Below are 24,123 nucleotides of genomic sequence, written 5' to 3' on the forward strand. Positions count from 1 at the left end.
AGGTTTGGAAGCTTAAATGTTTAAATAGTTATGGCCAACGGCACAAAATCCGAGATCCGCTTTTTAGAAGGACCACAATCGAGGTGGGAAGAGTTTAAATTTGTTGTAAAAGTTGCCCGGGAGTTTATTAAAGGGTTCAGGGCTTTACATTTTGCGGGACCCTGCGTTACCATATTTGGATCGGCAAGATTTAGGGAAGATCATGAATATTATATACTTACACAGCAACTGTCGGCAGCTATAGCAAAGCTTGGTTTTACTATTATGACGGGCGGCGGTCCGGGCATTATGGAAGCCGCTAACCGGGGAGCCCGGGAGGTTGGCGGAAGATCAGTTGGATGCAATATTGTTTTGCCTCATGAACAGCATCCCAATCCTTATCTTGATAAATGGGTGAATATCAAATATTTCTTTGTTCGCAAAACACTGCTGGTAAAATACTCCTATGCTTTTGTAGTAATGCCGGGTGGGTTTGGCACCCTTGATGAACTTTTTGAAGCGCTGACCCTCATCCAAACCAAAATGATCAAAGCGTTTCCTATTATTATTTTTTGCAAAGATTTTCACAGGGAACTGATGGATTATATAGAAAAGCTGAAAGTAGCGGGTACCATTTCACCTCCTGATCTGGATCTTGTATTGCTCACCGATTCTGTTGAAGAAGCAGTGGAACATATCAGGGCTGGCAGCATTGACCAGTTTGGGCTAAAATACGCCGAACCCAAACCTGCCAAATGGCTGTTTGAGAAAAGGTTTTTTAATTTCTGACCCATTGAAGCAGGCATGCGGTGTTGCAGGGTGCACCTTACAAGGTGCAGGAGCGGCTTATAACAATAATGCCACCTTGCAATGGCACTATTGTTGAATTGTTTAATACCCTGATAACCTGTTGCAGCAAATATTTTTACTACAGTAGCGTGGCATCCAGGGTAATAGTCGTATTCAGTAATTTACTGATCGGGCAATTGGCCTTTGCATCTGCTGCGGCCGCATCAAACTTCGCTTTATCAATACCGGGTACTTTTGCTTTTAGTACAAGGTGAGAAGATGTAATGCTCATGCCTTCCAGTGTAATCGTACAGCCGGTATCAATTTCATCGGCAGTAAACCCTGCTTCATTCAGTGAAAATGCCAGCTTCATGCTAAAGCATCCCGCATGGGCGGCAGCAATCAGCTCTTCCGGATTGGTGCCTGTGCCGTTCTCAAAACGCGACTTATACGAATACTGTGTTTTACTGAGCACACTGCTCTGTGTACTCACTACGCCATTGCCATCTTTACCTGTGCCGTTCCATACGGCGGTTGCTGAACGTTTCATACTATATTATTTATTAGTTACAAAAATGCAAATTGCACCAGGAAGGAATTACGGATCGCAGCATTAAAATAACAAATTCTAATAAACCATCCGTCCATTACAAGTTACTAAGTTCCGAAATCTTTCCGAGCCTTTGCCCTATAACAAATAATTTTGCGTTTTTCGAAAACCAAATTATTTTTCATGCCATCCGTTATTTCCAAGCTTCCCCAGGTGGGCACAACCATTTTTACGGTTATGAGTTCCCTGGCAAAGAAATATGATGCGGTTAACCTTGGGCAGGGTTTCCCGGATTTTGCCATGAATGAAGCGCTGATCGCAAAGGTAAATGAAGCCATGTTAAACGGATACAACCAGTACACCCATATGAATGGTTATATGCCACTGCGTGAAGTGCTGGCGGAGAAGATACGGAATTTATATGGAGCTGCCATAAATCCGGATACGGAAATAACCATTACCCCCGGTGGAACCTATGCTATATATACAGCGCTTACCAGTGTTTTGCAACCGGGCGATGAAGTCATCATTTTTCAACCGGGGTACGACAGTTATATACCCAATGTGGTGATCAATGGCGCCACACCTGTGCTTATTCCTTTGCACTACCCGGATTATACAATTGACTGGGAGGAAGTGCGCCACGCTGTTACGCCGCGTACCCGCATGATCATGCTCAATTCGCCGCATAACCCCACGGGCGCCATATTGGGGCAGGAAGATATAGCAGCATTAAGAACCATAGTTAAAGGAACGGATATTTTTATCCTGAGCGATGAGGTATACGAGCACGTGATATTTGATGAAATGCCACACCGGAGCATGCTGCTTTACCCCGATTTACTGGAAAGAAGTTTCGTATGTTTTTCTTTTGGCAAGATTTACCATTGCACAGGCTGGAAGATCGGGTATTGCGTAGCCCCGGCAGCCGCCACAGCCGAGTTCAGGAAAGTACACCAGTTCAATTGTTTTTCTACAGATACGCCAAAGCAGGTGGCGCTGGCTTCCTTTTTGAAGCAAAAAGACCAGTACGAATCGTTAGGCAGTTTCATACAACAAAAAAGAGATTATTTTCTGCAAATGATGAAGGATACTGGATTTAAAATGCACGCCTCTTACGGCAGCTATTTTATACTGGGCAGCTACGGTCATTTCAGTGATGAAACGGAAAAAGACATAGCCATCCGCATCACCAAAGATTATGGCGTAGCCACTATCCCCGTTTCAGCATTTTACCAAACGCCCACCGATAACAAAGTGCTGCGTTTTTGTTTTTGTAAAAAAAACGAAACGCTGGAAAAAGCAGTGGAAAGGCTGAGGAGGGTGTAGGTGTAGACAAAAGGTAACAAGCTGTTTAAAGCGGATAAACAGGTTATCGCGGCAAAACAGATTCAGCTTCTCTAAACTATTTACAGGCTGTTCGCGCTATAAGAAATTGATCTCCCTGCAGGTATATTCTTTCCTGTTTTTTACTGGCAATTTGCCACCTGCAGCTAATACTTTTTGAAGAAAATGATTACATTTCGATTCATCAAATATACCACCCGTTAGCGCGGCACACAAAAAATCCATAGTGGTTAGGTAATCTATCTTATGAGTGATGCAATAATTCTTTATATCCCGTAAATTACTACTGGCTAATATAGTTTTATTATACCTCACCACAGCAAGGCACGCACTTTCACCATCTCCTTTAAACTGCATTTTCTTTAGCCAGAAATATTCTTTTTTTATTGCCTCGTTGTCTCGCGTGAAATTCCCAGGTAAAGCGCGAGAGCCTCTTGCGTTAGCCCCATTTTTTCACGAAGGGCTTTAATGTTATGACCAATAATGTTGTTAGATTGTGAGGCAGCCATATGAAGTTGTATGTTACAAAAGTAGAATCATTTATCGGTTTTTCTAATTTTTGTAACATCATTTTAGCACTATATTGAATTTAATTTAAATGTGTTATGCTTTTTTGCAGGGATAAACCTGCATGCAATAAAGAGACCGGAGATTTAGACCTGCTGCAAATAAATACTCTTTTACTCCCTCTCCCATAGCCGCACATATTCCACCCCCATTCTTGGGTACAAATCCTTTTCGTAATTCCATTTGGTGGAATCGGGGATACCATCTTTATTAAATTCATCACTCCATACCAGGCGATAGCCCTTTTTCCTGGGCAAACAGATGATCAGCAGTTATTATAAATATAACAGGCAGGATGATGCAATATAAATGCATACGCACAGACATAATTTGCTTAACTTAACACTATTTGTTTGCAGGAAGAATAACAGGACCGGCTGTTGTAGCCATCGGCTGAAACGGAAACACAGGATAGGTGCTTCTTTGAACGCCTATGCTGCCTGAAATAGAAAAAGTCCTATCATCATTTATATACATCAGTCCCAGTTCCGCCCTGGAATACACGCCAAAGGTGCCGGATTTGAATACGCTATTGTTTGGATTGACTTTATGATCAGCAAAAGACCGGAAGGAATGATTGATGCTTATATAGGAAGGGGCTGCGGATACACCGGCAAAAGCATACAAATTGTTATTTAGCCTGCGGTTAAGCTGCAAGCCCAGTGGAATACTTACAAAATTTGCATTACCGCCATTAAAAAAACCAACCCCGGTTGAGAGTCCGCTGTACCTGGTAATGAACCATTTTTTAGCTGATAAATGGTTAGCGGTGGTATACGTGTTATTATTTTTAAAGCCGCTTCGCTGCGTATAATCCATAGCACTTAACGGCAGGGTGGTTTGCGCACCTGCGGCTACGGCAAAAAGAAATGTACTAAAGAATAATAAGAAGCGCATATTGCTTGGCTTGTACTATAAAAATACGGATTGTTCAGGCATTAAAGCTAAAAACGAAAATAGTAAAAGTTAATAATGGTTTTATATCCGGATATATAAATGCGTATTACCTGTTATATGCGGTTTTACCTGATCAGGGTCACCGCTCCCGTCCTGGTAAATATTTCGCCTGATTCACATTCCATTTCTGCAAAATACACAAAACTCCCGGTGGGTAACCGCTCTCCTTTTAATGTGCCATCCCAACCCAGGCTGCGGTTGGCCACTATATAATTCCTTCTTTCAAACACTTTTTTCCATAGCGGTTATAAATTATATTATTTCATTTTCCGCCATACGGGCTTCTACCTCATATTTGTTATTGTGGTACCCTTTTTTTAAGGTTTCAAGGGTATACCTGGCTATAAACAAAATGAAGCCGTAGCGTTTAAACTGTTCCACATGCTTCAGCTCATGCTTTACCCAGCGGGTATCGTGCAAAAATTCCCGGGTGGTAGCATTATACAGGTGAATGGTTTTGCCCAGGGTAAAAGCCACATTATCTACCCCCAGCCACCTTGCTGCCAGCTTTGCCTTCCACGATTTTTCTTTGATCCTGATATCTGAAACATCCATAAACGCTATTGCTGTTCCCAGAATTTTATTATTTCTTCCGCATGTTGTTTATTCTTCGGCCGAAAGAATATTTTCCTGATCACCCCTTTTTCGTCAATTATAAAAGTAGTGCGATGCAGCCCCATGTATTTTCTTCCATACAACTGTTTTTCACCCCATACGCCGTATTTGTCAATGATTGTATGGGCGGGGTCAGCCAAAAGGGTAAAGGGAAGGGAAAACTTTGCCTCAAATTTCTGGTGCGATTTTTCATTGTCCGGACTTACGCCAAGTATTTCAAATCCTTTTTGCTTTAACAACGAAAAATTATCCCGAAAATTACAGGCTTGTATAGTACAGGTGGGCGTATCATCCTGCGGATAGAAATACAATACCAGCTTTTTCCCTTTATAATCCGATAAGGTAATTTTTTCTCCTTTCTGATTCTTTCCCGAAAAGGCCGGCGCCTTGTCGCCTTCTTTTAACGTAATCATATGAATGTGAAAATAGGAGAAATGTGGGAAATGCGAAAATGGAACAGGATTAAAGGATGACAGCATGCCAGCATGGCTGCAGGAAGAAAAGGTAGCATAGCCTCATACCTTATGCCTGCTTCTTCCCGGTTACCTTACCTGCTGAATGTAAAAACCTGCGCCGCAGTATTGCCCGCCTCATCTGCTACGCTTATTTTTAATGCGTGTTCGCCCGGCGTACATTGTTCATCAAAAATATATATAAAATTTTTGCCCTTATCGTTAGTAAACCGCAGCCATTTTCCATCCAACTCCGCCCTGAAATTTTTAATGCCACCCATATTATCCGTTACGGTAAACAGCAGCCTCGAAGCCTTGCTCATATCCTGTCCGCTTTTAAACCCTACCGGAATAATTTCGGGAGGAGTTTCATCCGGCACTAATTGAAAACTACCGAAACTGTTGAATTTGGCTACCGCCCACCCGTTTTGCCATTCCACTTTCCTGGTTTCTTTTTTTGTTCCTGCAAAGCGTTGCATCAGCATCCTGTTCATTTTTTCAGGAAGTAGCGCAGCGTTGGGCTTTATGCGTACCACCAGTCCTTCCTGCAAAGGAATATAGGCGGCGCCAATAGTATGTATGGCAGACAGCACCGCGGGGTTTGCTGAAGCCGATCTGCTGTAAGCAATCTGCACAGAATCATATAAGCCGCTTTCGCCAATATAAAATTCACAATCCGCACTTCCTTCTCCCACATTTATCATAAAAGGATAATACATTTTGCCGGCAGGGGCCGCCGGGTTCGTAGCGGAGGGTTTGTACTGAATTGTAAAGTTCAATGCAGCGGTATTGTTAACCGCGTCTTTTGTTTCAATCCGGATGCTGCGTGCTGCTCCTTCCGTTAATGTTAATACCCCGTTACCTTTTTGCTGGCGGTAGATACTATTGATATACCCCGGCAGTTCGGATAAATGTTGCAGGTAGGGACCGCCATTGGCTTTGGTTTTATAGTCAATATGCGCGTTCAGATAACGGGTAGCATAGTAACTGATGGTATCCATGGTAAAGCGAATGACTTCTGCCCCGTTATCATACAAAATACCCTGGAAAATGCCATTGTGATTGGGTGCGGCCGATTGCACATCGTAACTGGTAACTGCAAAACTCACTTTATCGGAAGATACGGTTATAGTGGAGGGAACAGTAATATAACCTCCCGCCGTTTTTTTAACGGTAACAATTTTGGGCGATTGCTCATAGCTGCTTTTGTTGCGGTCGTATATGGCTAACCGTTGAATAACCGGGGGTACATTATCCGCTATTGGAAAACCGAACAGGATAGGATTAAGGTTCTTATCCGTTTGGGTATTGCGTATTTCAAAATGCAGATGCGGCCCCTGCGAGCCCCCTGTATTGCCGCTGTAGGCAATAACATCTGCTTGTTTAACCGGAAACAATTCCATCGGAATATCCAAGTAAACGCTCCACGATTCCTGACGGTATTGCTGCTGCTTTACATATTGTTCCAGTTTTGGAAAGAAAGCGTTCAGATGCGCGTATACTGTGGTTAAGCCATTAGGATGATTGATATAGATAGCCCGCCCGAAACCGAACGGTTCAATCTTAATTCTGGCTATATAGCCATCCGCGGCTGCATGCACGGGCAGGTTTTCTAACCGGTTAGTTTTAAAATCAAGTCCCATATGATAGTGATTGGGACGGAGCTCTCCGAAATTGCCCGATAGACTTGCAGGAATATTCAATGGCTTAATAAAATATCCTTTGGGATAACTATTGAGCGAAAGGTTTTGGGCGAATAAATGGGAAGCTGATAAAAGCAACAAAAAGAAAATACATCTCATCAATAAAATAATTCGTGCGTATTAGGTAACAAATCTACCCATCATTGGTTTAACCGTAAAATCATTTTCCCTTGTACCGTTGTAATCCGTCTTATTTTATAGGGAATACTTAACAATGATTTTTTGTTTTTAAAAAAAATATTTATAAATGTTGAAATATGCCGGGCATTTGAAAATCTGGCATTCTCTTTGACAAATAAAAAGATAACTGCCCCTGGAAAAAATGACATTGTTTTACCCGCTCTGTAAAGGTTATTACGACTATATTTTTCAAATTTGATTTTGAAGTTTTCCAATACTTTGAAGAACCGGTAAAGAAAGTATGTGAAAATAGCTTTCTATACCCTAAATGGGGTATGCAAAATGAAGGTATTGATTTGATTTTTGATAATAATCTTTGAAAGTACCAAAATACCCTTAGAAGAGCATACTATTTTTAAACTATAATACAGCGTTTTTCGTCTATATATTGTCTACTATATATTGTTGAATCTATAAATTGAATGTTATGAAAGGGATGAAAAGAAAAATTATACTGGCGTTGGCCATCATGACAGGAACTGTAATCGGCACTTTTCGCGGAGAAACCGCGAAACAGCGTTTTATTACAAAGGTGAAGGCTAAATATGAAGATCATAACAAGATTCGACAACAGGAGATCATGCTTGACGAGTTTGAACTTTCTGCGTTTCATACCAGTTAGTACTGTTTTAATATTGTTAAAAGACACTGGCATACACCAGTGTCTTTTTTTATGTACATAAGGCACCGCTTCCATGCAAACCATCTATCTATGCTAAGCTAACCATAATAATACCGTATCATTTTGTAAAGGGTGAGCCGGTATACCTGCAATAGGAGGGGGATAGATAATAGCGAATCTCACTTTTCACCTCTGAAAACAATACAACATATTATAATTAACGCAGCACTATCAACCTCTAACACGGTCCCGTTTTAGAATAAATTGTATATCTCCGAAATATTAACCCCCGGAGTTTCGCATTTAATTTTTCAACCCGTACCTTTGCCCGGTTTTTTCAGTGCCAACCTTAGGAGGTTTATACGGAAAATACCTGCCAGATTCTTTCAAATCTTTATTAAGCAATGCCTAAAGACAATTCTATTAAAACGGTCCTGATCATTGGTTCAGGCCCCATTATTATCGGACAAGCATGTGAATTTGATTATTCGGGAACGCAAGCCTCCCGGAGCCTGCGTGAAGAAGGGATTAATGTAATACTGATCAATAGCAATCCTGCCACTATCATGACAGACCCCATGATGGCCGACAAAGTTTATTTGTTACCATTAACGGTGGAAAGCATTGAGCAGATACTGGAAGAGAACAAGATTGATGCGGTTTTGGCTACCATGGGCGGACAAACCGCGCTGAATTTGGCCAAGGAAGCCAATGAACTGGGCATTTGGGAAAAACACGAGATTAGGTTAATTGGGGTTGATATTAAAGCTATAGATAAGGCAGAAGACCGGGAACTTTTTCGCCGGTGGATGATTGAACTGGGAATAGCAGTGGCGCCTGCCCGGACCGCTAACTCATTTTTAGAGGGAAAGGAATTTGCCCAGGAAATAGGATTCCCTTTAGTAATACGGCCCTCTTATACCCTTGGAGGTACGGGCGGGGGCTTTGTACATAGTAAAGAATTCCTGGATGAAGCACTTGAAAGAGGTTTATCTGCCTCCCCCATACACGAGGTGCTGGTGGAAAAAGCGGTACTGGGCTGGAAAGAATTTGAACTGGAACTTTTGCGCGATGATGCCAATAATGTAGCTATTATATGTACGGTAGAGAATTTTGACCCCATGGGTATACATACGGGCGATTCTATTACAGTAGCCCCGGCCATGACGCTGAGCGATACCGCTTTTCAGCTCATGCGCAATACCGCCATCCGCATGATGCGCGACCTGGGAAACTTTTCCGGGGGATGTAATGTGCAGTTTGCCCTTAACCCTGCAACGGAAGAAATTATTGCCATCGAAATTAATCCGCGGGTGAGCCGGTCATCGGCACTGGCTTCCAAGGCCACGGGCTATCCCATTGCTAAAATAGCGGCAAAACTGGCTATTGGCTATAATTTAGATGAGCTCAAAAACCAGATCACGCAATCTACTTCCGCGTATTTTGAACCAACGCTCGACTATGTAATTGTGAAAATGCCCCGCTGGAACTTCGATAAGTTTAAGGGAGCCAATGATACGCTCGGACTTCAGATGAAATCGGTGGGTGAAGTAATGTCTATTGGCCGCAGCTTTACCGAAGCCATTCAAAAAGCATGTCAGAGCCTCGAAAATGAAGCGGTGGGTTTAGGTTATTACGGAAAAAGCATGATGCGGCCGGAAGAGGTGCTGGAATACCTGAAAACACCGAAGTGGGACAGGATATTTCGCATTAAGGACGCCCTTATGATGGGTGTGAGTGTAAAATCCATTTGCGAAGCTACCTATATTGACCGCTGGTTTATTTACCAGATACAGCAAATTGTAAGCATAGAGAAAAAGATAGCGGAACATAACCGCGAAACATTACCTGATGATTTATTGATACAGGCCAAGCACAATGGCTTCAGCGATGAGCAAATTTGCCGTATTATGAAAGATGGCAAAGACGAAGACATTTATGAACGAAGAAAAAAGATGGGGCTAACCCGTGTATATAAAATGGTGGATACCTGCGCCGCCGAGTTTGAAGCCAAAACCCCTTATTTCTATTCCAGCTTTGAAACGCCCTCCTTTTCAAATAATGGGAAAGCCACTGTAATGCATAATGAAAGCATTGTACATTCGGCTAAAACAGCTTCTTCAAAGGCTTCCAAAGGATCTGTGCTGGTGCTGGGTTCCGGCCCCAACCGTATAGGCCAGGGTATTGAATTTGACTATTGCTGTGTGCATGGCTTACTGGCAATAAAAGAATGTGGTTATGAAGCCATAATGGTAAACTGCAACCCGGAAACGGTTTCAACTGATTTTGACATAGCCGATAAGCTGTATTTTGAACCGGTATTCTGGGAGCATTTATGGGAAATAGTGGAATATGAAAAACCCGTGGGCGTTATTGTGCAGTTGGGCGGGCAAACCGCTTTAAAATTAGCCAAACGCCTTAACGAAAAAGGGATCCGTATCATTGGAACATCCTTTGATAGTATGGATATTGCCGAAGACCGCGGACGTTTTAGCGATGAGTTAAAAGCATTAGGTATTCCTTATCCCCAGTATGGCACGGCATTTAATGCGGATGATGCTATTGAAATAGCCAAAGAAGTAGGCTACCCGGTGCTGGTACGCCCCAGCTATGTACTGGGCGGACAAAGAATGCGTATTGTGCTGAATGATGAAGAACTGGAAAAAGGAGTGCTGAGCTTATTAAAACATCTTCCGGGAAATAAAATCCTGATAGATCATTTCCTCGACCGCTGCCAGGAAGCGGAAGTAGATGCCATTTTTGATGGAGAAACCTTTCATGTAATGGGCGTAATGGAACATATAGAACCGGCGGGTATACATAGTGGCGACAGCAATGCCGTACTGCCTGCTTTTAATCTTAGTCCGCTGGAAGTAACCACAATGGAAGTGTATTCGGAAAAAATTGCCCGCGCACTGGATATCCGGGGATTAATTAATATTCAGTTTGCCATTAAAGATGGTGTAGTATACGTAATAGAGGCTAATCCACGGGCTTCCCGCACCACACCTTTTATAGCTAAAGCCTACCAGATACCCTACCTTAATATAGCTACCAAGGTAATGCTGGAAGAAGTGAAGCTCAAAGATCTGAAGTTTGAAAAAAACCTGAAAGGATTTGCTATTAAAGAACCCGTTTTCAGTTTTGATAAATTCCCTGGTGTAAATAAAGAATTAGGACCGGAGATGAAATCCACGGGTGAAGCTATCCGCTTCATTAAGGATTTGCGTGACCCTTATTTCAGAACCCTGTACAAGGAAAGAAGTATGCATTTGAGTAAGTAGAAGGAGTCAGGTGTGTCAGGTATCAGAACAGGTATCAGCCGCCAGGTGTGTAACTACTACCGATAGACTGAGTACTCCTTCTTTCACCGCACACCTTTTTCTTCTCCCCCCGGCTTCGGATTTGCAGCGGTCAGGTGAGTTAGTACTAACAACAGGGTGAATACTCTTTTTTATGCGGCCAGCAGTTCAAAGCCTGTTGTTCATTGTCAAATCATAAACGGCAAACTCCATATTGAAACAGGGCATATCCTGTAACCCGAAACCTGAATCAATCTCAAATCTCGAATCCTTCTATTTTCTCGGGCCGCATTTGAGGAAAGAAAAGTACATCCTGTATAGAAGGTTGATTGGTTAAGAGCATGCACAAACGATCAATACCTATACCAATACCGGCAGTAGGCGGCATGCCATATTCCAGTGCTCTCAAAAAATCGTGATCAATGAACATGGCTTCTTCATCGCCGCGTTCCATAAGCTTTACCTGCTCTTCAAAACGTTCGCGCTGGTCAACAGGATCATTCAATTCACTATATGCGTTGGCTATTTCCTTACCGTTGATCATCAGCTCAAAACGCTCTACCAGCCCTGGTTTGCTGCGGTGCTTTTTGGTAAGGGGGCTCATCTCCACGGGGTAATCAATAATAAAAGTAGGTTGTATATAATGCTTCTCACATTTTTCACCAAAGATACTGTCAATCAATTTTCCGCGGCCCATACCCGGCGTAGTTTCTATATGAAGCTTTTTACAGGTATCTCTCAGCGCCGCTTCATCCATTTCACTAATGTCAATACCCGTGTGTTCTTTTACTGCGTCATATATAGAAATTCTTTTAAAAGGCGCTTTAAAATGTAATACTTTATCACCTGCAGGCACATCAGTAGTATTGTGCAAAGCAACAGCAACCTGTTCCAGGAGGTTCTCCGTAGTATTCATCATCCAGAAATAATCCTTATAAGCCACATAAAATTCAAGGATGGTAAATTCCGGGTTATGTGTGCGGTCCATCCCTTCATTACGAAAGTTCCGGCTGAACTCATATACCCATTCAAAACCGCCAACGATCAGCCTTTTTAGGTACAGTTCATTGGCAATGCGCAGGTACAAAGGAATATCCAGCGCATTGTGATGTGTAATAAAAGGGCGTGCCGCAGCGCCTCCGGGAATGCTTTGCAGTACGGGCGTATCTACTTCAAGCGCTCCATGTTCATTTAAGAAACCGCGGATGGTATTGATTAGCATAGTACGTTTGGCAAAAGTATCTCTCACCTGCGGATTAATGATCATGTCGGCATAGCGCTGGCGATATTTAAATTCCGGATCGGTAACAGCGTCAAAACTTTGCCCTTCCGCTTCCTTTACTACGGGTAAAGGTTTGAGCGATTTGGAGAGTATGCTGAATGAAGTAACATGGATAGAGGTTTCACCCGTTTTGGTAATAAAGCCATATCCTTTTACACCAATGATATCACCAATGTCTAATAATTTTTTCCATACAATGTTATACAGTGTTTTGTCTTCACCGGTGCATATATCATCGCGCTTTACGTATATCTGTATCCGGCCCGAATGATCCTGCAACACGCCAAAAGAAGCTTTGCCCATATCCCGTATGCTCATGATGCGCCCGGCGAAACTGATATCCGCAAACTGATCGTTATTTTCGGCTGAGAAATTATTTTTTATTGCCACCGCAGTATGCGTAACGGGGAAAGCATCGGCGGGATACGGATCAATACCCAGCTTTTCCAGCTCCTGCCTTTTTTCTCTCCTGATGATTTCCTGCTCAGACAAATGTTGCATACACGTTACATTTTTTTTAAAAAAAGTGGAGCAAAGGTACTGGTTACCCTGAAGCCCGCAAAGATTTTAGCGTTGCATCTCCTCCAATAACCCCTTCTCCGCTTCTTCGGGGGTAACAGCAGTGTAAGAAAAGCGCCGGTTAAACGGCGGTTTCTCTTTCGGCAGTAGCTGCTTCAGAGGCCAGTCCTGTTTTATGCTTTCCGTTACTGTGGTGCAGTTCGTTAATCAGTTCTGCCACCAGGGAGGTCCACCCGGTTTGATGGGAAGCGCCCAGCCCGTTACCATCATCGCCATGAAAGTATTCATAAAACAATACCAGGTTTTCATTGCCGGGCTTTTGGTAAAACCAGTTATGCGTTCCAAATAATTTCCGTTTTCCTTCCTCATCTTTCTTAAAAATACTTATTACCCGTTTGGTAAGCTCATCTGCTACCTCGCCCAGCGATAATTGTATGCCCGAGCCCGTTGGGCATTCCACTTTCAGATCATCGCCATAAAAAGCGCCATACCGGCGGATAGATTGTATGATCAGGTAATTAATAGGCATCCACACCGGCCCGCGCCAGTTGGAATTACCTCCATAAAAATCGGAAGTAGAATCTCCGGGATCGTATTGCGCGGTATAATTAATTCCGCTGATCGTAACACTGTAAGGATTTTTTTCGTGATGCTTTGACAGTGCACGGATACCTCCTTCGGAGAGGAATTCATTTTCATTCAGCAAATGTTCCAGCAAATACACGAGGCGTTCCCGTGGTACTAACGACAACAACATGGCTTCTCCATCGCTTCTTTCCTCATTAGGCCAGAATTTACCGTTTTTTTTGCGGTAATTTTCAAACCAGCCAATACGCTTTTTAAAATCAGTTAGTTTGTCAAATACTTTTTTCTCTATAGTAGATACCGCAAATAAAGTGGTAAGTCCAACAATAGACTGTATACGCAACTGCAATGGTTCGGAGCCGGCTATGGACAATATATCATAAAAGAATTTATCTTCTTCATTCCACAACCCATGTTCATTAATGGCTTCCGCGATGAGTACGAACTGCTCAAAAAACTTGGTGGCGGTATCTTCAAAAGCAATATCATGCACGGCAATCTCCAGTGCCATATCCAGCATATTCAGCGCATACATGCCCATCCAGCTGGTGCCATCGGCCTGCTCCAACTGCATATCGCTGCCCAATTGCGAACTGCGGTTAAATACGCCAATATTATCCAGCCCCAGGAAGCCGCCTTCAAAAAGATTATTACCACTTACATCTTTGCGGTTCATCCACCAGGTAAAGTTGATCAGCAGTTTCTGAAAAACTTTCTTTAAGAAAATGATATCCCCCTTACCGTCCCTTTTCTTTTCAATATAATATACCTGCATGGCAGCCCATCCCTGCACAGGTGGGTTAACATCGCTAAAATTCCATTCATAGGCGGGCAATTGACCATCCGGCTTCATATACCATTCGCGCATGATCAGCAATAACTGGTTTTTTGCAAAGCAGGGATCAGCCACCGCCATTGAAATACAATGAAAGGCAAGATCCCAGGCTGCATACCAGGGATACTCCCATTTGTCGGGCATAGAAATAACATCCTGGTTTTTAAGATGCTTCCAGTCGTGATTACGGCCGCTTTGTTTGCCTGCATTTGCCGGGGTAATGCCATCGCCTGTAGTAAGCCATCGTTCTACATCAAAATGATAGTATTGTTTGCTCCATAGCAAACCAGCCAGCGCCTGGCGCTGTATTTTGGCCATATCTTCATCCATCCCTGCAGGTAATATGGCGGCATAAAAGTCATTGGCTTCATTTTTACGGGTTACAAACACTTTTTCAAATCCCCTGTCAAAAGGCTTATCTGCAAGCTGGTCGGTGAACCTGCAATAAATGGTTTTTGTTGCGCCTGCGGGAATTTTTAATTTATACACCGGGGAAAATTTCGTTCCCGTTTTTTTGTCGCGTAATGCCTGGAGGTTTTTTCCTTCAATAATGGCATCATGAAAAGCATCTTTCACAAAAACCGTGGTATTGGGTGTTTGATTAACCTTCTCCGTATTGGTTTCATTTTCAGTAAACAAACAATCATCCGCATTTTGAAAATACAGGTAATAGTTACCCAGTTTATAATGCGAAGCCTGCACCGCGTTTTTATTCAGGTACTTTATCTCAGGTTTTACCTCCATACCGGCATAGGCCCAGCGGTTATAAAACCAAAGCGTTGGCAATACGGTTATGGGAGCGGGTTTACCGGCACGGTTGGTAATATCCATTTTAATGAAAATATCCTTTGCGCTTTGTTTTGCATAGGTAACCTTAACATCGAAGTATTCATTATTATCAAATATACCGGTATCTAAAATTTCATATTCGGGTTCCTGTTTTGAACGTTTGCCATTTTGTTCTAATAAATCTTCATACGGAAAAGCCTGCTGGGGATACTTGTATAAGTACTCCATATAATAATGTGTGGGCATATTATCTAAGTGATAGTACAGCTCTTTTACATCCTCACCATGATTGCCCTCGTTGTTGCCCACACCAAACAGCCGTTCTTTTAATATCCTGTCTTTACCGTTCCACAGGGCAATACCAAAACAAAGATTTCCAAAAAAGTCGCAAATGCCGGCCAATCCGTCTTCTCCCCAGCGGTATGCACGGCAATGTGAATGGTTAAAAGGAAAATAGTTCCAGGCATCGCTGTTGGTACTGTAATCCTCCCGTACAGTTCCCCACTGGCGTTCGCTTAAATAAGGACCCCATTGTTCGAGCGGAATTGGTTTTTGCGCGTTAACGGAAAGACGTTGATGTTCTGCAGTCATAGCCTGTGTTTATTAAGATGTACACCCGGTTAGTCGTTATTGTTGAATGAAAATACGAAGCAAAACTAACGGTTATGGCGCATATGGCTGAAAGAGGCTCCGGACAAAACAATTAAGGTCTTGATTTTTTTCTTAATTTCATTTCCTTAAACTATTCTTGCCATGACTACCCGGAGAACATTCATTAAGCAGTCCGCGCTGTTTTCGGCTGCAGCCTTTGTAACGCCATCATCTCTTCTCAAAGTAAATAAGCGTATCGGACTACAGCTATATACGCTGCGCGGAGATATAGCGAAAGATCCTGCAACCGTTATCAAAAGTGTGGCCGCTATCGGCTATAAAGAGGTAGAATCTTTTGGTTACAATGCAGGGAAGTATTTTGGTATGGCGCCAAAGGATTTTGCCGCACTATTAAAATCTAACGGACTTGCACATCCCAGCAGCCATTATATGCTGGCCAACCTTTCCGGTAACTGGCAAAAAGCGGTGGAAGACGCGGTAGCGGCAGGCCAGAAATATATGGTAGTGGCCTACCTGTTAGACACAGAAAGAAAATCAATAGATGATTATAAAAAAATTGCCGCTCAGTTTAATACCGCTGCGGAAACATGCAAAAAGGCCGGAATACAATTCGGCTACCATAATCACGATTTTGAGTTTATAGATATGGATGGCCGGCATGGCTTTGATGTATTGTTAAAAGAAACCGATCCGAAACTGGTACAATTTGAGCTCGACCTGTATTGGGCAAGTTTCGCGGGCAAAGATCCTGTTGAAATGTTTCAGCAGCATCCCGGCCGTTTCCCGCTCTGGCATGTAAAGGATATGGACAATACCCCGAAAAGATTTTTTACGGAAGTGGGCAATGGCGTTATAGACTTTAAAAAGATATTTGCCCATGCCAAAGCATCCGGAATGCAGCATTATTTTGTGGAACAGGATGTATGCCCGGGTCCTCCCATAAAAAGTATTGAAAAGAGTTATCAATACATAAGTAAAAACCTGGTTGGCTGATACTCCGCTTTATTTGTTTAATCAACTTTTCTTATAAACTAACAGGTATGTCAAGCAGAAGAAAATTCTTAACGGATGGCTCCCGTATCGCAGCCGGCGGACTTTTACTGTCTGCACTCTCCCCAGAGGTGTTTGCTATTCATAAAAGCCGGCTATCTCCCGGCAACCAGATCAACATTGGCGCTATAGGTATTAATGGAATGGGCTGGTCGGACACAAAAGCCGCTTTAAAAGTACCGGGTGTACATTTAGTGGCATTATGTGATGTGGATAAAAATGTGCTGGATAAGCGGGTAAAAGAGCTGGCTGCGCTTAATATAGATGCCGCCAAAGTAAAGCTATACGGAGATTACCGTAAACTTTTAGATAATAAGGATATTGATGCCGTAATTATTGGTACACCCGATCACTGGCATTGCCTGCAAATGGTGGAGGCCTGCCAGGCAGGCAAACATGTATATGTTGAAAAGCCTATTGGTAACTCCATTGTGGAATGTAATGTAATGGTAGCCGCGCAAAAAAAACACAACAGGGTAGTGCAGGTAGGACAATGGCAAAGAAGCCAGCAGCATTTCAGGGATGCTATTGAATTTGTGCATTCCGGGCAGTTAGGCAATATAAGAACCGCAAAAGTGTGGTGCTACCAGGGATGGATGAAGCCCGATATGGTACGGCCCAACAGCGCGCCTCCGGCAGGTGTTGATTATGCCGGCTGGCTGGGCCCCGCACCTGAAAAGCCATTCAATGCAAGCAGGTTTCATTTTAATTTTCGATGGTTCTGGGACTATGCCGGCGGGCTCATGACCGACTGGGGGGTGCACCTTATAGATTATGCGCTCTTTGGCATGAAGGCTGATGTGCCTAAAACAGTTATGGCTTTAGGCGGCAGGTTTGCTTACCCCGAACTGGCGGAAGAAACGCCCGATACCCTTACCACCTTATATGAATTTGACAATTTTAATATGGTTTGGGATCATGCCATGGGTATTGATAACGGACAGTATGGACGCGACCATGGTATTGCATTTGTAGGCAACAATGGTACACTGGTGCTTGACAGGGGAGGCTGGGAAGTAATGGAAGAAAAGAATGCAAAAAATAAAGTAAGCAGGCCGCATGTGAGTCCTTCAGAGAGCGGACTCGACAAACATATGCAAAACTTTATGTCTGTAATACGTTCCGGGAAAATGGAGGAACTAACAGCCCCCATACAAATAGGCGCCGATGTGGCTATTGTAGCACAAATGGGAAATATTGCCTTTAGAAGCGGAAAACGCCTGGCCTGGGATAAAGCCGCAGGAAAATTTACAGACGATACCGTAAATAAAGCGTACCTGGCAAAGGCCTATAATAATGGATATAAAATCCCTAAAGTATAAAATAACAAAAGGAGAACAGTGATTGTAACACAATGCGTTGTTCTCCTTTTAAAGAAATACTTTCCTGCTGTTATATTTAAACAGTTGGGGAAGACAGTATTTTAGTAGCGACCACCGCCACCGCGGTTGCTGCCGGCAAATGAACGCCTGTTACCACCGCCGCCGCCGTTGCCGCCGCTATTGCTGCGTTCTTCACGGGGTTTAGCTTCCGTAACAGTGATAGGCCTGCCTTCAACAACGCCTTTGTCTAATTCGGTAATAGCCTTTTGTGCTTCTTCATCGTTAGGCATTTCAACAAAACCAAATCCACGGCTGCGACCCGTAAATTTATCGGTTATAACCCTGGCAGAAGATACTTCTCCGTATTCTTCAAAAAAAGCTTTTAAGTCCTCGTCTACGACGTTGAAACTTAAATTGGAAACATAGATGTTCATACTAAGTGATTAAGTTTTACAAATGTAAATCTGAGAAAACAGGGGAAGTAAGGACGACTGAACTATTAGCAGAAGATGCGTAGCAGATTGAATCATTTCATTACCGGAACTGTACAAACTCAAATTTGAGGCGCAAAGTTAGGGATAAGTTTTCATATACCAATAACTATTTTTTTAAAAATTAAACTACTGAACGGGTAAGTTACCTTAGCTGCAAAAATGGATGATGAAGCCCCTGCTCATTTATTGCTATGATGCTTATTGCGGATGGTGTTACGGGTTTAGCCCCGTAATACAAAAAATGGAGGTGCAATACCGTAATGTCATTGATTTTGAAGTATTGTCGGGAGGCATGATCCTTCCGGAAAAGCCGCGGCATATAAGGGCAATAGCAGATTACATCAGGGAATCATACAAAACAGTAGAAGATCATACCGGCATATTGTTCGGCAGGGATTATTTATGGCATATCAATAACCCGGAGGACAGCGACTGGTTTCCCAACTCTGAAAAACCCGCTATTGCTTTATGTATAATTAAAGATGAGCAACCCCGGCTTGCCGTTCCATTTGCCTCCGCCCTTCAGTATGCTTTACATTTTGAGGGCAGGGATTTGTGCGATGATGAAGCGTACCGCCATTTGCTGAATAGCTATCAAATATATCCGGAACTATTTTATAAAAAGCTGCACAGTGCGGAATACAGGGAAAAGGCATATTATGAATTTGCGCTGTGCAAACAGCTTAAAGTAACCGGTTTTCCCGCCGTTTTTTTGCAGATCACCGGTAACCAGTTCTATGCCATAGCCAAAGGGTACACGGATTACAATACATTGAAAACCAGGATTGAAAATGTGCTGAAGGAAACCGGGAATTTGAAACCCGGAGATAAGCACCAAGAAACCAAATAACAATGGCCAAATAAAACCTGCCCGCCGTGGCGGATTCAAATCTCAATTCCGAAGCCGGAAATCCGAGATCCGAAGGAATGCCCTGTAACTTGCAACCTGAATCAACCTCAAATTCCAAATCATACCTATCCTATCTCCCGTGGATATTCGCAGGCAGGTTTACCCGGAACGTGCAACGTTATGGTTGGCTGCGGTGTCAGTTCAATAGTTAATTCCCGGTGTATGCAGATATTAATAAGGCCGTTTATGAAGAATCAATTATATGTTCTGGCATTTACACTGTGCTTTGCCGGTTGTAAAAAAGACACGGTAAGCCGGCAGGATACATCAGGTCCGAAACTGATGTTTGTAAAGGCAAAAACGAACGGTGCAGATATTATACAAAATGAAAACAGGTATAATGAAAGCGGAAATATTCAAACCCGCATCAGCTATAAAAATTATGCCGCAGGATTGATTAGTGCTAAAACCGAGTATAAATACCAGGATGGCAGGCTGGTTCAAAAAGAAGACCAGATGGATGTTTCCAGCAGCAGCTTTGCCAGCCAGTATATCAATAGCCGTTCGGTGTTTGAATATAGTGGAGGCCGTATTATACAAAATAACCACTATCTGAAAACAGGCAACGATTATGAACTGAGGTCCTTTACTGTTTTTTCGTATGATGATGCGGGTCATCCGGTTAAACAAACCCGGTATTCGGCAGACGGAGCGCTGTTTGGATATACTACTTACACTTATAACGGCAACAACATCATATTAAGTGAAGAATACAATCAAAAACAGCCTGACCCCGAACCTGTACTTACGTTGAGGTGTAGTTACCAGCATGATAACAAAAAAAATCCCTACAGGAATGTTTACCACAGCATAGAAAATATTCCGTTCTCTGTAAACGGGAATAATATAACAGCCACCACTACAGTTAATTATAATAGCTACCCTCCTTCTACTTCGGGACTAAGCATTACTTCCTCGACCACCTATGTGTATAACAATTTAAGTTACCCGGAACGCATGAATGAAAGTGGCAATGAATTTGTGCTGGAATATAAATAGTATTTTTTAAGACAATACGCCGCTTTTGCACTTCCCGCAGTGTTAATAATCACAATTTTCCTATAGGTTTGCCGCTCTAAAGGAATTCCGTATCGTGCAACATGCCTATTTCAACGCCCCCGGTATGTGAAATACACAGGAACCGTTAGTATACATAAAAATAAAAGAGAAGCGAGAATGGAAGAGCCCGGTACACCACAGGTTTCCGCTGCAAAAGTAATTGCAGCTTTTGCTGTTATCTATATCGTATGGGGGTCTACCTACTTTTTTATTCACATGGCCATCCAGGACATGCCGGTAACCGTGATGGGCGCTTTTCGCTTTCTTACCGCCGGATTGCTTATGACAGGCTGGTGTTTGATAAGCGGCGAGAAGCTGTTTGTATGGAAGGATATACTGTTCGCTTTTTTTATCGGGTTCCTTTTACTTTTTATTGGCAACGGGGCAGTAGCGTGGTCGGAACAATTTTTAGCCAGTTCGGTAGTAGCCGTTTTTTTGGCATCTACGCCTATCTGGTTTGTGCTGCTCGACTTCAGTAAGTGGAAAGCAAATTTTACCAGTGCGGGTATTGTAGCCGGTTTAATAACGGGCTTTGCAGGCATCATTTTCCTGTTCAAAGAAAATATGAGCGGGGCTTTATCGGGCAATGGCAATAAATGGGAAACAGTTTCAATAGGCGTGCTGGTTATCGGTTCTGTGTCCTGGGTAGCCGGATCGCTGTATTCCAAATATAAAACTACTACCTTCAGCGGCGCCCTTAATTCGGGCTGGCAAATGCTGGGAGCCGGACTGGCCTATAGCATTACGGGAGGTATACGGGGCGACTGGAAGAATTTTAACTGGCACGAGGTTTCTACTTCGGCATGGCTGGCTGTTTCGTATCTTATTACGATGGGGTCTTTACTCGGGTACAGCGCTTATGTATGGCTGCTCAAAGTTCGGCCGGCAACGCAGGTAAGCACGCATGCATATGTAAATCCTGTAGTAGCGGTATTACTCGGTGTGTTTTTGGGTGCTGAAAAGATATCAGCTTTACAAATTGCGGGACTTGGTGTTATACTGGTGGGTGTATTGTTGATGAACCTGGCCAAGTACCGCAAGCAGCAGTAAAGCTTTTGCTATTATGTACTATTTTAAAAACCGCCGCCAAGTGTATCATTACCAGTCCTTTTCAGGCTGACCGGGAGCCGGAGCCCTTTTCATCATTTTATCATGCAACTTTCTCTCCTGCTCTTCTAATGCTTTAAGCAGTTGTTCTACCTGTTGCTTATTGAGCTTATTGGGTTGAGGTTTGGGGCGATCTTCTTTTTGTTCTTTCTTCTGGTTTTCGTTTTCCTGTTGCTGCTGCTGCTGTTGTTTTTCGTTTAACGCTCTCTGCAGGTTTTCGCGGGCAAGCGTATCGGAGGAGTTAAGACGTAAGGTTTGCTTATAAGCAGCAATACTTTCCTCCAGTGCTTTTTGCCGGGTTAGCGCTACCCCCTTATTATAAAGCAACTGCGACTGTAATCTTTTATCATTGGTAAGTTGAACTGCTTTATCAAAAGTATCGGCCGCTTCTTCATATGCTTTATTTTTAAACAGGGCATTGCCCATATTAAATGAAGCAATGCTGTTGCGGGGATCTGCTTTCAGCGCTTCTTTATAAGCCGCCACCGCTTTATCGTATTGCTGCAGGCGGTAAGCTTCATTACCTTTTCCAATTAAACGGTTTGTGTTTTGTGAAAAAGCCGGAGCAGCCAGCAAAAGCATTATATAAAAGAGGGCAGTCCGCATGCTATGTTATTTTCCTTTTTTCACTTATAAACAGTTCACCCGTAAGCCCTGCAAATGCCAATACCAGGAACCATTGAAAAAAACTGCGGTAGTTAAGCAGCCGGTTATCCTGGATCGTTTTCTGTTCCATGCCTGCAAACTGTGCTGTTATTTTGTCTGCCACCGTTTCTATATCGTTTAATTGCTGGTATATACCATTTGCCGCATGAGCAATATCCGTTAACTCCTGCTCATTAAGCCTGGAAATAACGATATTACCGTGCAGGTCGCGCCGGCTTTCACCCGTAATGGGGTTTACTATAGGCGCTCCCTGGGTGGAACCTACTCCAATGGTATGTATAACTACTCCGTTTCCGGCTAATTGTTTTGCCATTTTAAGGGCCTGTTCATCATGGTCTTCACCATCTGTTATCAATATAACCGCTTTGTACTTTTTATCTTTTGCATTGAACCCGCTGTTAGCTACTTTTAATGCATCAGCAATTACTGTGCCCTGCGCGGGTACAGCATCCGGGCTGGCATTGCTTACATACAATCCGGCAGCCGTGTGGTCGGAGGTAAGCGGCATTTGCACATAGGCTCTTCCCGCAAAAATAACCAGCCCTACCCTGTCGTTTTCCAGTTTGTTCATTAGTTTGCTAATAAACTGTTTAGACCTTTCTAAGCGGCTGGGTTTAATATCTGCGGCAAGCATGCTCCTGCTCACGTCTAAGACGATCATAATGTCTATACCCTGCCGGTTTATTTTTTCTGCCCGGGTGGCAGATTGCAGGTTAGCCGCGGCAATAATAAGGCAACTGAAAGACAGCAGTACAATAATAAAACGGGCTGTATATTTTTTGGGAGAAAAGCTGCGGATGAGCTGCCTTACCAGCATTTCATCACCAATTTTTTTTACCGTATTTTTTTTCCAGCGCAGTACTGCCCTGAACAGTAATATCAATACCGGTATCAGCAACAGCAGTAACAAGTGTTCAGTATGTTCAAAACGAACCAAAGGAATAATATTTGTTTATAATGCAAACCTGCATGAATTATTGTGCAGCCGGTTACGCCCCTGCTACATTTTGCCTTCAAAAAATCCTTCCTGTTTAAGGATGCTGTTCAGGATATTCAGGCGTATGTCCGGGATAGCTGCTTTGGTATCCGCTGTTTCAATGTTCAGCACAAAAAAATACGGATGCCTGTTTTCTTCTATCCATCCCACTACCCATCCCACGGCGTGATTTTCGCTGTTATATCCCCAGCCTGTTTTGTAGCTTATGCTATAGTTGCTGTTATCTTCCTGCAGCATCATGTTTCTTACTGCCTGCTGTACACCTTTTCTAAAAGGCAGTTGGTCGAAGTAGAGTTTTTTAACCAATCCCAGTTCTTCATCGGGAGATATTTGCAGCGAATTATCGAGCCAGAAAGAATCTATAGCCGGTCCTATTTTCATATTGCCATAGGTAAGGCTGTCTATCCATTTCTGCATAGTATCCCTGCCAATGTTCCGGGCTATTTCCTGGAAATGGGGAACAGCAGAGTACCGGAAGGCCTGCGCTAAGCTCAGATCCTGGTTCCAGTTGCTTACATCTCTTTGTATTCCATCCCATTTAATGATGGTGCTGTCGGTTGTTATTACGCCCGTTTGCAGCGCCACCAGGGCGTTAACTATTTTAAATGTGGAAGCGGGCAGCATGCGGGTGGTATCCCGTTTAAGATTATATATCACAAATTTTCCCCTGCCGTTATCAAACAGGGCAAAACTGCCGTCTACATTATTTTCATCAAAATATTTTTTAAATGAGTTATCCTGCTTCACATTATTCATAGAACAGGAGGAGATCAAAAAAGCCGCCGCTAAAACACAAAATGACGAATATTTTATTTTCATTATAACAGTATAAG

23 protein-coding genes are annotated in these 24,123 nt (G+C 43.0%); 9 read left to right on the plus strand and 14 right to left on the minus strand.

Translation table 11 applies throughout. From position 1 onward, the window contains the following. The first annotated feature begins 30 nt into the window (after positions 1–30). The gene (locus tag VL121_RS10000; protein ID WP_325404767.1) at positions 31–768 is read left to right on the plus strand and encodes an LOG family protein; all 738 of its coding nucleotides are present in this window, start codon (positions 31–33) and stop codon (positions 766–768) included. A 139-nt stretch (positions 769–907) separates the two neighbouring features. Here VL121_RS10000 and VL121_RS10005 read toward each other — a convergent pair whose 3' ends face one another. Next, entirely contained in the window at positions 908–1,318 is a 411-nt protein-coding gene (locus tag VL121_RS10005) for an OsmC family protein (protein ID WP_325404769.1), read from the minus strand. Positions 1,319–1,501: 183 nt separating this feature from the next. Between VL121_RS10005 and VL121_RS10010 the strand changes: the two genes are divergently transcribed. Beyond that, positions 1,502–2,647: a methionine aminotransferase gene (locus VL121_RS10010; RefSeq protein WP_325404771.1), complete on the plus strand. Its 1,146-nt coding sequence runs from the start codon at positions 1,502–1,504 to the stop codon at positions 2,645–2,647. Positions 2,648–3,048: 401 nt separating this feature from the next. Here VL121_RS10010 and VL121_RS21700 read toward each other — a convergent pair whose 3' ends face one another. The 7 genes from VL121_RS21700 to VL121_RS10040 form a co-directional block, all read right to left on the minus strand. Beyond that, positions 3,049–3,174: a helix-turn-helix transcriptional regulator gene (locus VL121_RS21700; RefSeq protein WP_414635413.1), complete on the minus strand. Its 126-nt coding sequence runs from the start codon at positions 3,172–3,174 to the stop codon at positions 3,049–3,051. A gap of 171 nt (positions 3,175–3,345) precedes the next feature. Continuing rightward, on the minus strand, positions 3,346–3,489 hold the full coding sequence (locus VL121_RS10015; protein ID WP_325404773.1) for a hypothetical protein: 144 nt from the start codon (positions 3,487–3,489) through the stop codon (positions 3,346–3,348). A gap of 88 nt (positions 3,490–3,577) precedes the next feature. Further along, positions 3,578–4,129, minus strand: coding sequence for a hypothetical protein (locus VL121_RS10020; protein WP_325404775.1), 552 nt, complete (start codon positions 4,127–4,129; stop codon positions 3,578–3,580). Between the two features lie 125 nt (positions 4,130–4,254). After that, complete coding sequence (locus VL121_RS10025; protein WP_325404777.1) at positions 4,255–4,419, minus strand: T9SS type B sorting domain-containing protein; 165 nt, start codon at positions 4,417–4,419, stop codon at positions 4,255–4,257. Positions 4,420–4,441: 22 nt separating this feature from the next. Beyond that, a complete protein-coding gene (locus tag VL121_RS10030; protein WP_325404779.1) occupies positions 4,442–4,744 on the minus strand; it encodes an eCIS core domain-containing protein in 303 nt (100 codons plus the stop codon). Positions 4,745–4,749: 5 nt separating this feature from the next. Further along, positions 4,750–5,217: a thioredoxin-dependent thiol peroxidase gene (gene bcp, locus VL121_RS10035; protein ID WP_325404781.1), complete on the minus strand. Its 468-nt coding sequence runs from the start codon at positions 5,215–5,217 to the stop codon at positions 4,750–4,752. A gap of 134 nt (positions 5,218–5,351) precedes the next feature. Beyond that, entirely contained in the window at positions 5,352–7,058 is a 1,707-nt protein-coding gene (locus VL121_RS10040; protein ID WP_325404783.1) for a M23 family metallopeptidase, read from the minus strand. 508 nt (positions 7,059–7,566) lie between these two features. Between VL121_RS10040 and VL121_RS10045 the strand changes: the two genes are divergently transcribed. Continuing rightward, complete coding sequence (locus tag VL121_RS10045) at positions 7,567–7,761, plus strand: hypothetical protein (RefSeq protein WP_325404784.1); 195 nt, start codon at positions 7,567–7,569, stop codon at positions 7,759–7,761. Positions 7,762–8,165: 404 nt separating this feature from the next. Further along, complete coding sequence (gene carB / locus VL121_RS10050) at positions 8,166–11,045, plus strand: carbamoyl-phosphate synthase large subunit (protein WP_325404786.1); 2,880 nt, start codon at positions 8,166–8,168, stop codon at positions 11,043–11,045. A gap of 274 nt (positions 11,046–11,319) precedes the next feature. On the opposite strand, the gene lysS is transcribed toward carB, so the two are convergent. Both lysS and VL121_RS10060 read right to left on the minus strand, forming a co-directional pair. Then, positions 11,320–12,846: a lysine--tRNA ligase gene (gene lysS, locus VL121_RS10055; RefSeq protein ID WP_325404788.1), complete on the minus strand. Its 1,527-nt coding sequence runs from the start codon at positions 12,844–12,846 to the stop codon at positions 11,320–11,322. Between the two features lie 139 nt (positions 12,847–12,985). Continuing rightward, the gene (locus VL121_RS10060; RefSeq protein ID WP_325404790.1) at positions 12,986–15,664 is read right to left on the minus strand and encodes an MGH1-like glycoside hydrolase domain-containing protein; all 2,679 of its coding nucleotides are present in this window, start codon (positions 15,662–15,664) and stop codon (positions 12,986–12,988) included. A 162-nt stretch (positions 15,665–15,826) separates the two neighbouring features. Between VL121_RS10060 and VL121_RS10065 the strand changes: the two genes are divergently transcribed. Next, positions 15,827–16,678, plus strand: coding sequence for a sugar phosphate isomerase/epimerase family protein (locus VL121_RS10065; RefSeq protein ID WP_325404792.1), 852 nt, complete (start codon positions 15,827–15,829; stop codon positions 16,676–16,678). Between the two features lie 47 nt (positions 16,679–16,725). Further along, a complete protein-coding gene (locus VL121_RS10070) occupies positions 16,726–18,057 on the plus strand; it encodes a Gfo/Idh/MocA family protein (protein ID WP_325404794.1) in 1,332 nt (443 codons plus the stop codon). A gap of 101 nt (positions 18,058–18,158) precedes the next feature. On the opposite strand, the gene VL121_RS10075 is transcribed toward VL121_RS10070, so the two are convergent. Beyond that, a complete protein-coding gene (locus VL121_RS10075) occupies positions 18,159–18,491 on the minus strand; it encodes an RNA recognition motif domain-containing protein (protein WP_325404795.1) in 333 nt (110 codons plus the stop codon). Between the two features lie 223 nt (positions 18,492–18,714). On the opposite strand from VL121_RS10075, the gene VL121_RS10080 reads away from it, so the two are divergent. From VL121_RS10080 to VL121_RS10090, 3 genes are all read left to right on the plus strand, one after another. Beyond that, complete coding sequence (locus VL121_RS10080; protein WP_325404797.1) at positions 18,715–19,401, plus strand: DsbA family protein; 687 nt, start codon at positions 18,715–18,717, stop codon at positions 19,399–19,401. A 246-nt stretch (positions 19,402–19,647) separates the two neighbouring features. Then, a complete protein-coding gene (locus tag VL121_RS10085) occupies positions 19,648–20,460 on the plus strand; it encodes a hypothetical protein (protein WP_325404799.1) in 813 nt (270 codons plus the stop codon). 126 nt (positions 20,461–20,586) lie between these two features. After that, positions 20,587–21,570: an EamA family transporter gene (locus VL121_RS10090; protein ID WP_325404801.1), complete on the plus strand. Its 984-nt coding sequence runs from the start codon at positions 20,587–20,589 to the stop codon at positions 21,568–21,570. Positions 21,571–21,618: 48 nt separating this feature from the next. On the opposite strand, the gene VL121_RS10095 is transcribed toward VL121_RS10090, so the two are convergent. The 3 genes from VL121_RS10095 to blaOXA all read right to left on the minus strand — a co-directional run bounded on the left by VL121_RS10095 (position 21,619) and on the right by blaOXA (position 24,109). After that, positions 21,619–22,233 (minus strand): tetratricopeptide repeat protein, encoded by a 615-nt coding sequence (locus tag VL121_RS10095; RefSeq protein ID WP_325404803.1) that lies wholly within the window; start codon positions 22,231–22,233, stop codon positions 21,619–21,621. 1 nt (position 22,234) lies between these two features. Continuing rightward, entirely contained in the window at positions 22,235–23,230 is a 996-nt protein-coding gene (locus tag VL121_RS10100; RefSeq protein ID WP_325404805.1) for a VWA domain-containing protein, read from the minus strand. Positions 23,231–23,293: 63 nt separating this feature from the next. Next, positions 23,294–24,109 (minus strand): class D beta-lactamase, encoded by an 816-nt coding sequence (gene blaOXA / locus VL121_RS10105; protein ID WP_325404807.1) that lies wholly within the window; start codon positions 24,107–24,109, stop codon positions 23,294–23,296. Between the last annotated feature and the right edge of the window lie 14 nt (positions 24,110–24,123).

It is taken from the genome of Agriterribacter sp. (genome assembly GCF_035497235.1).
Classification (GTDB): domain Bacteria; phylum Bacteroidota; class Bacteroidia; order Chitinophagales; family Chitinophagaceae; genus Agriterribacter.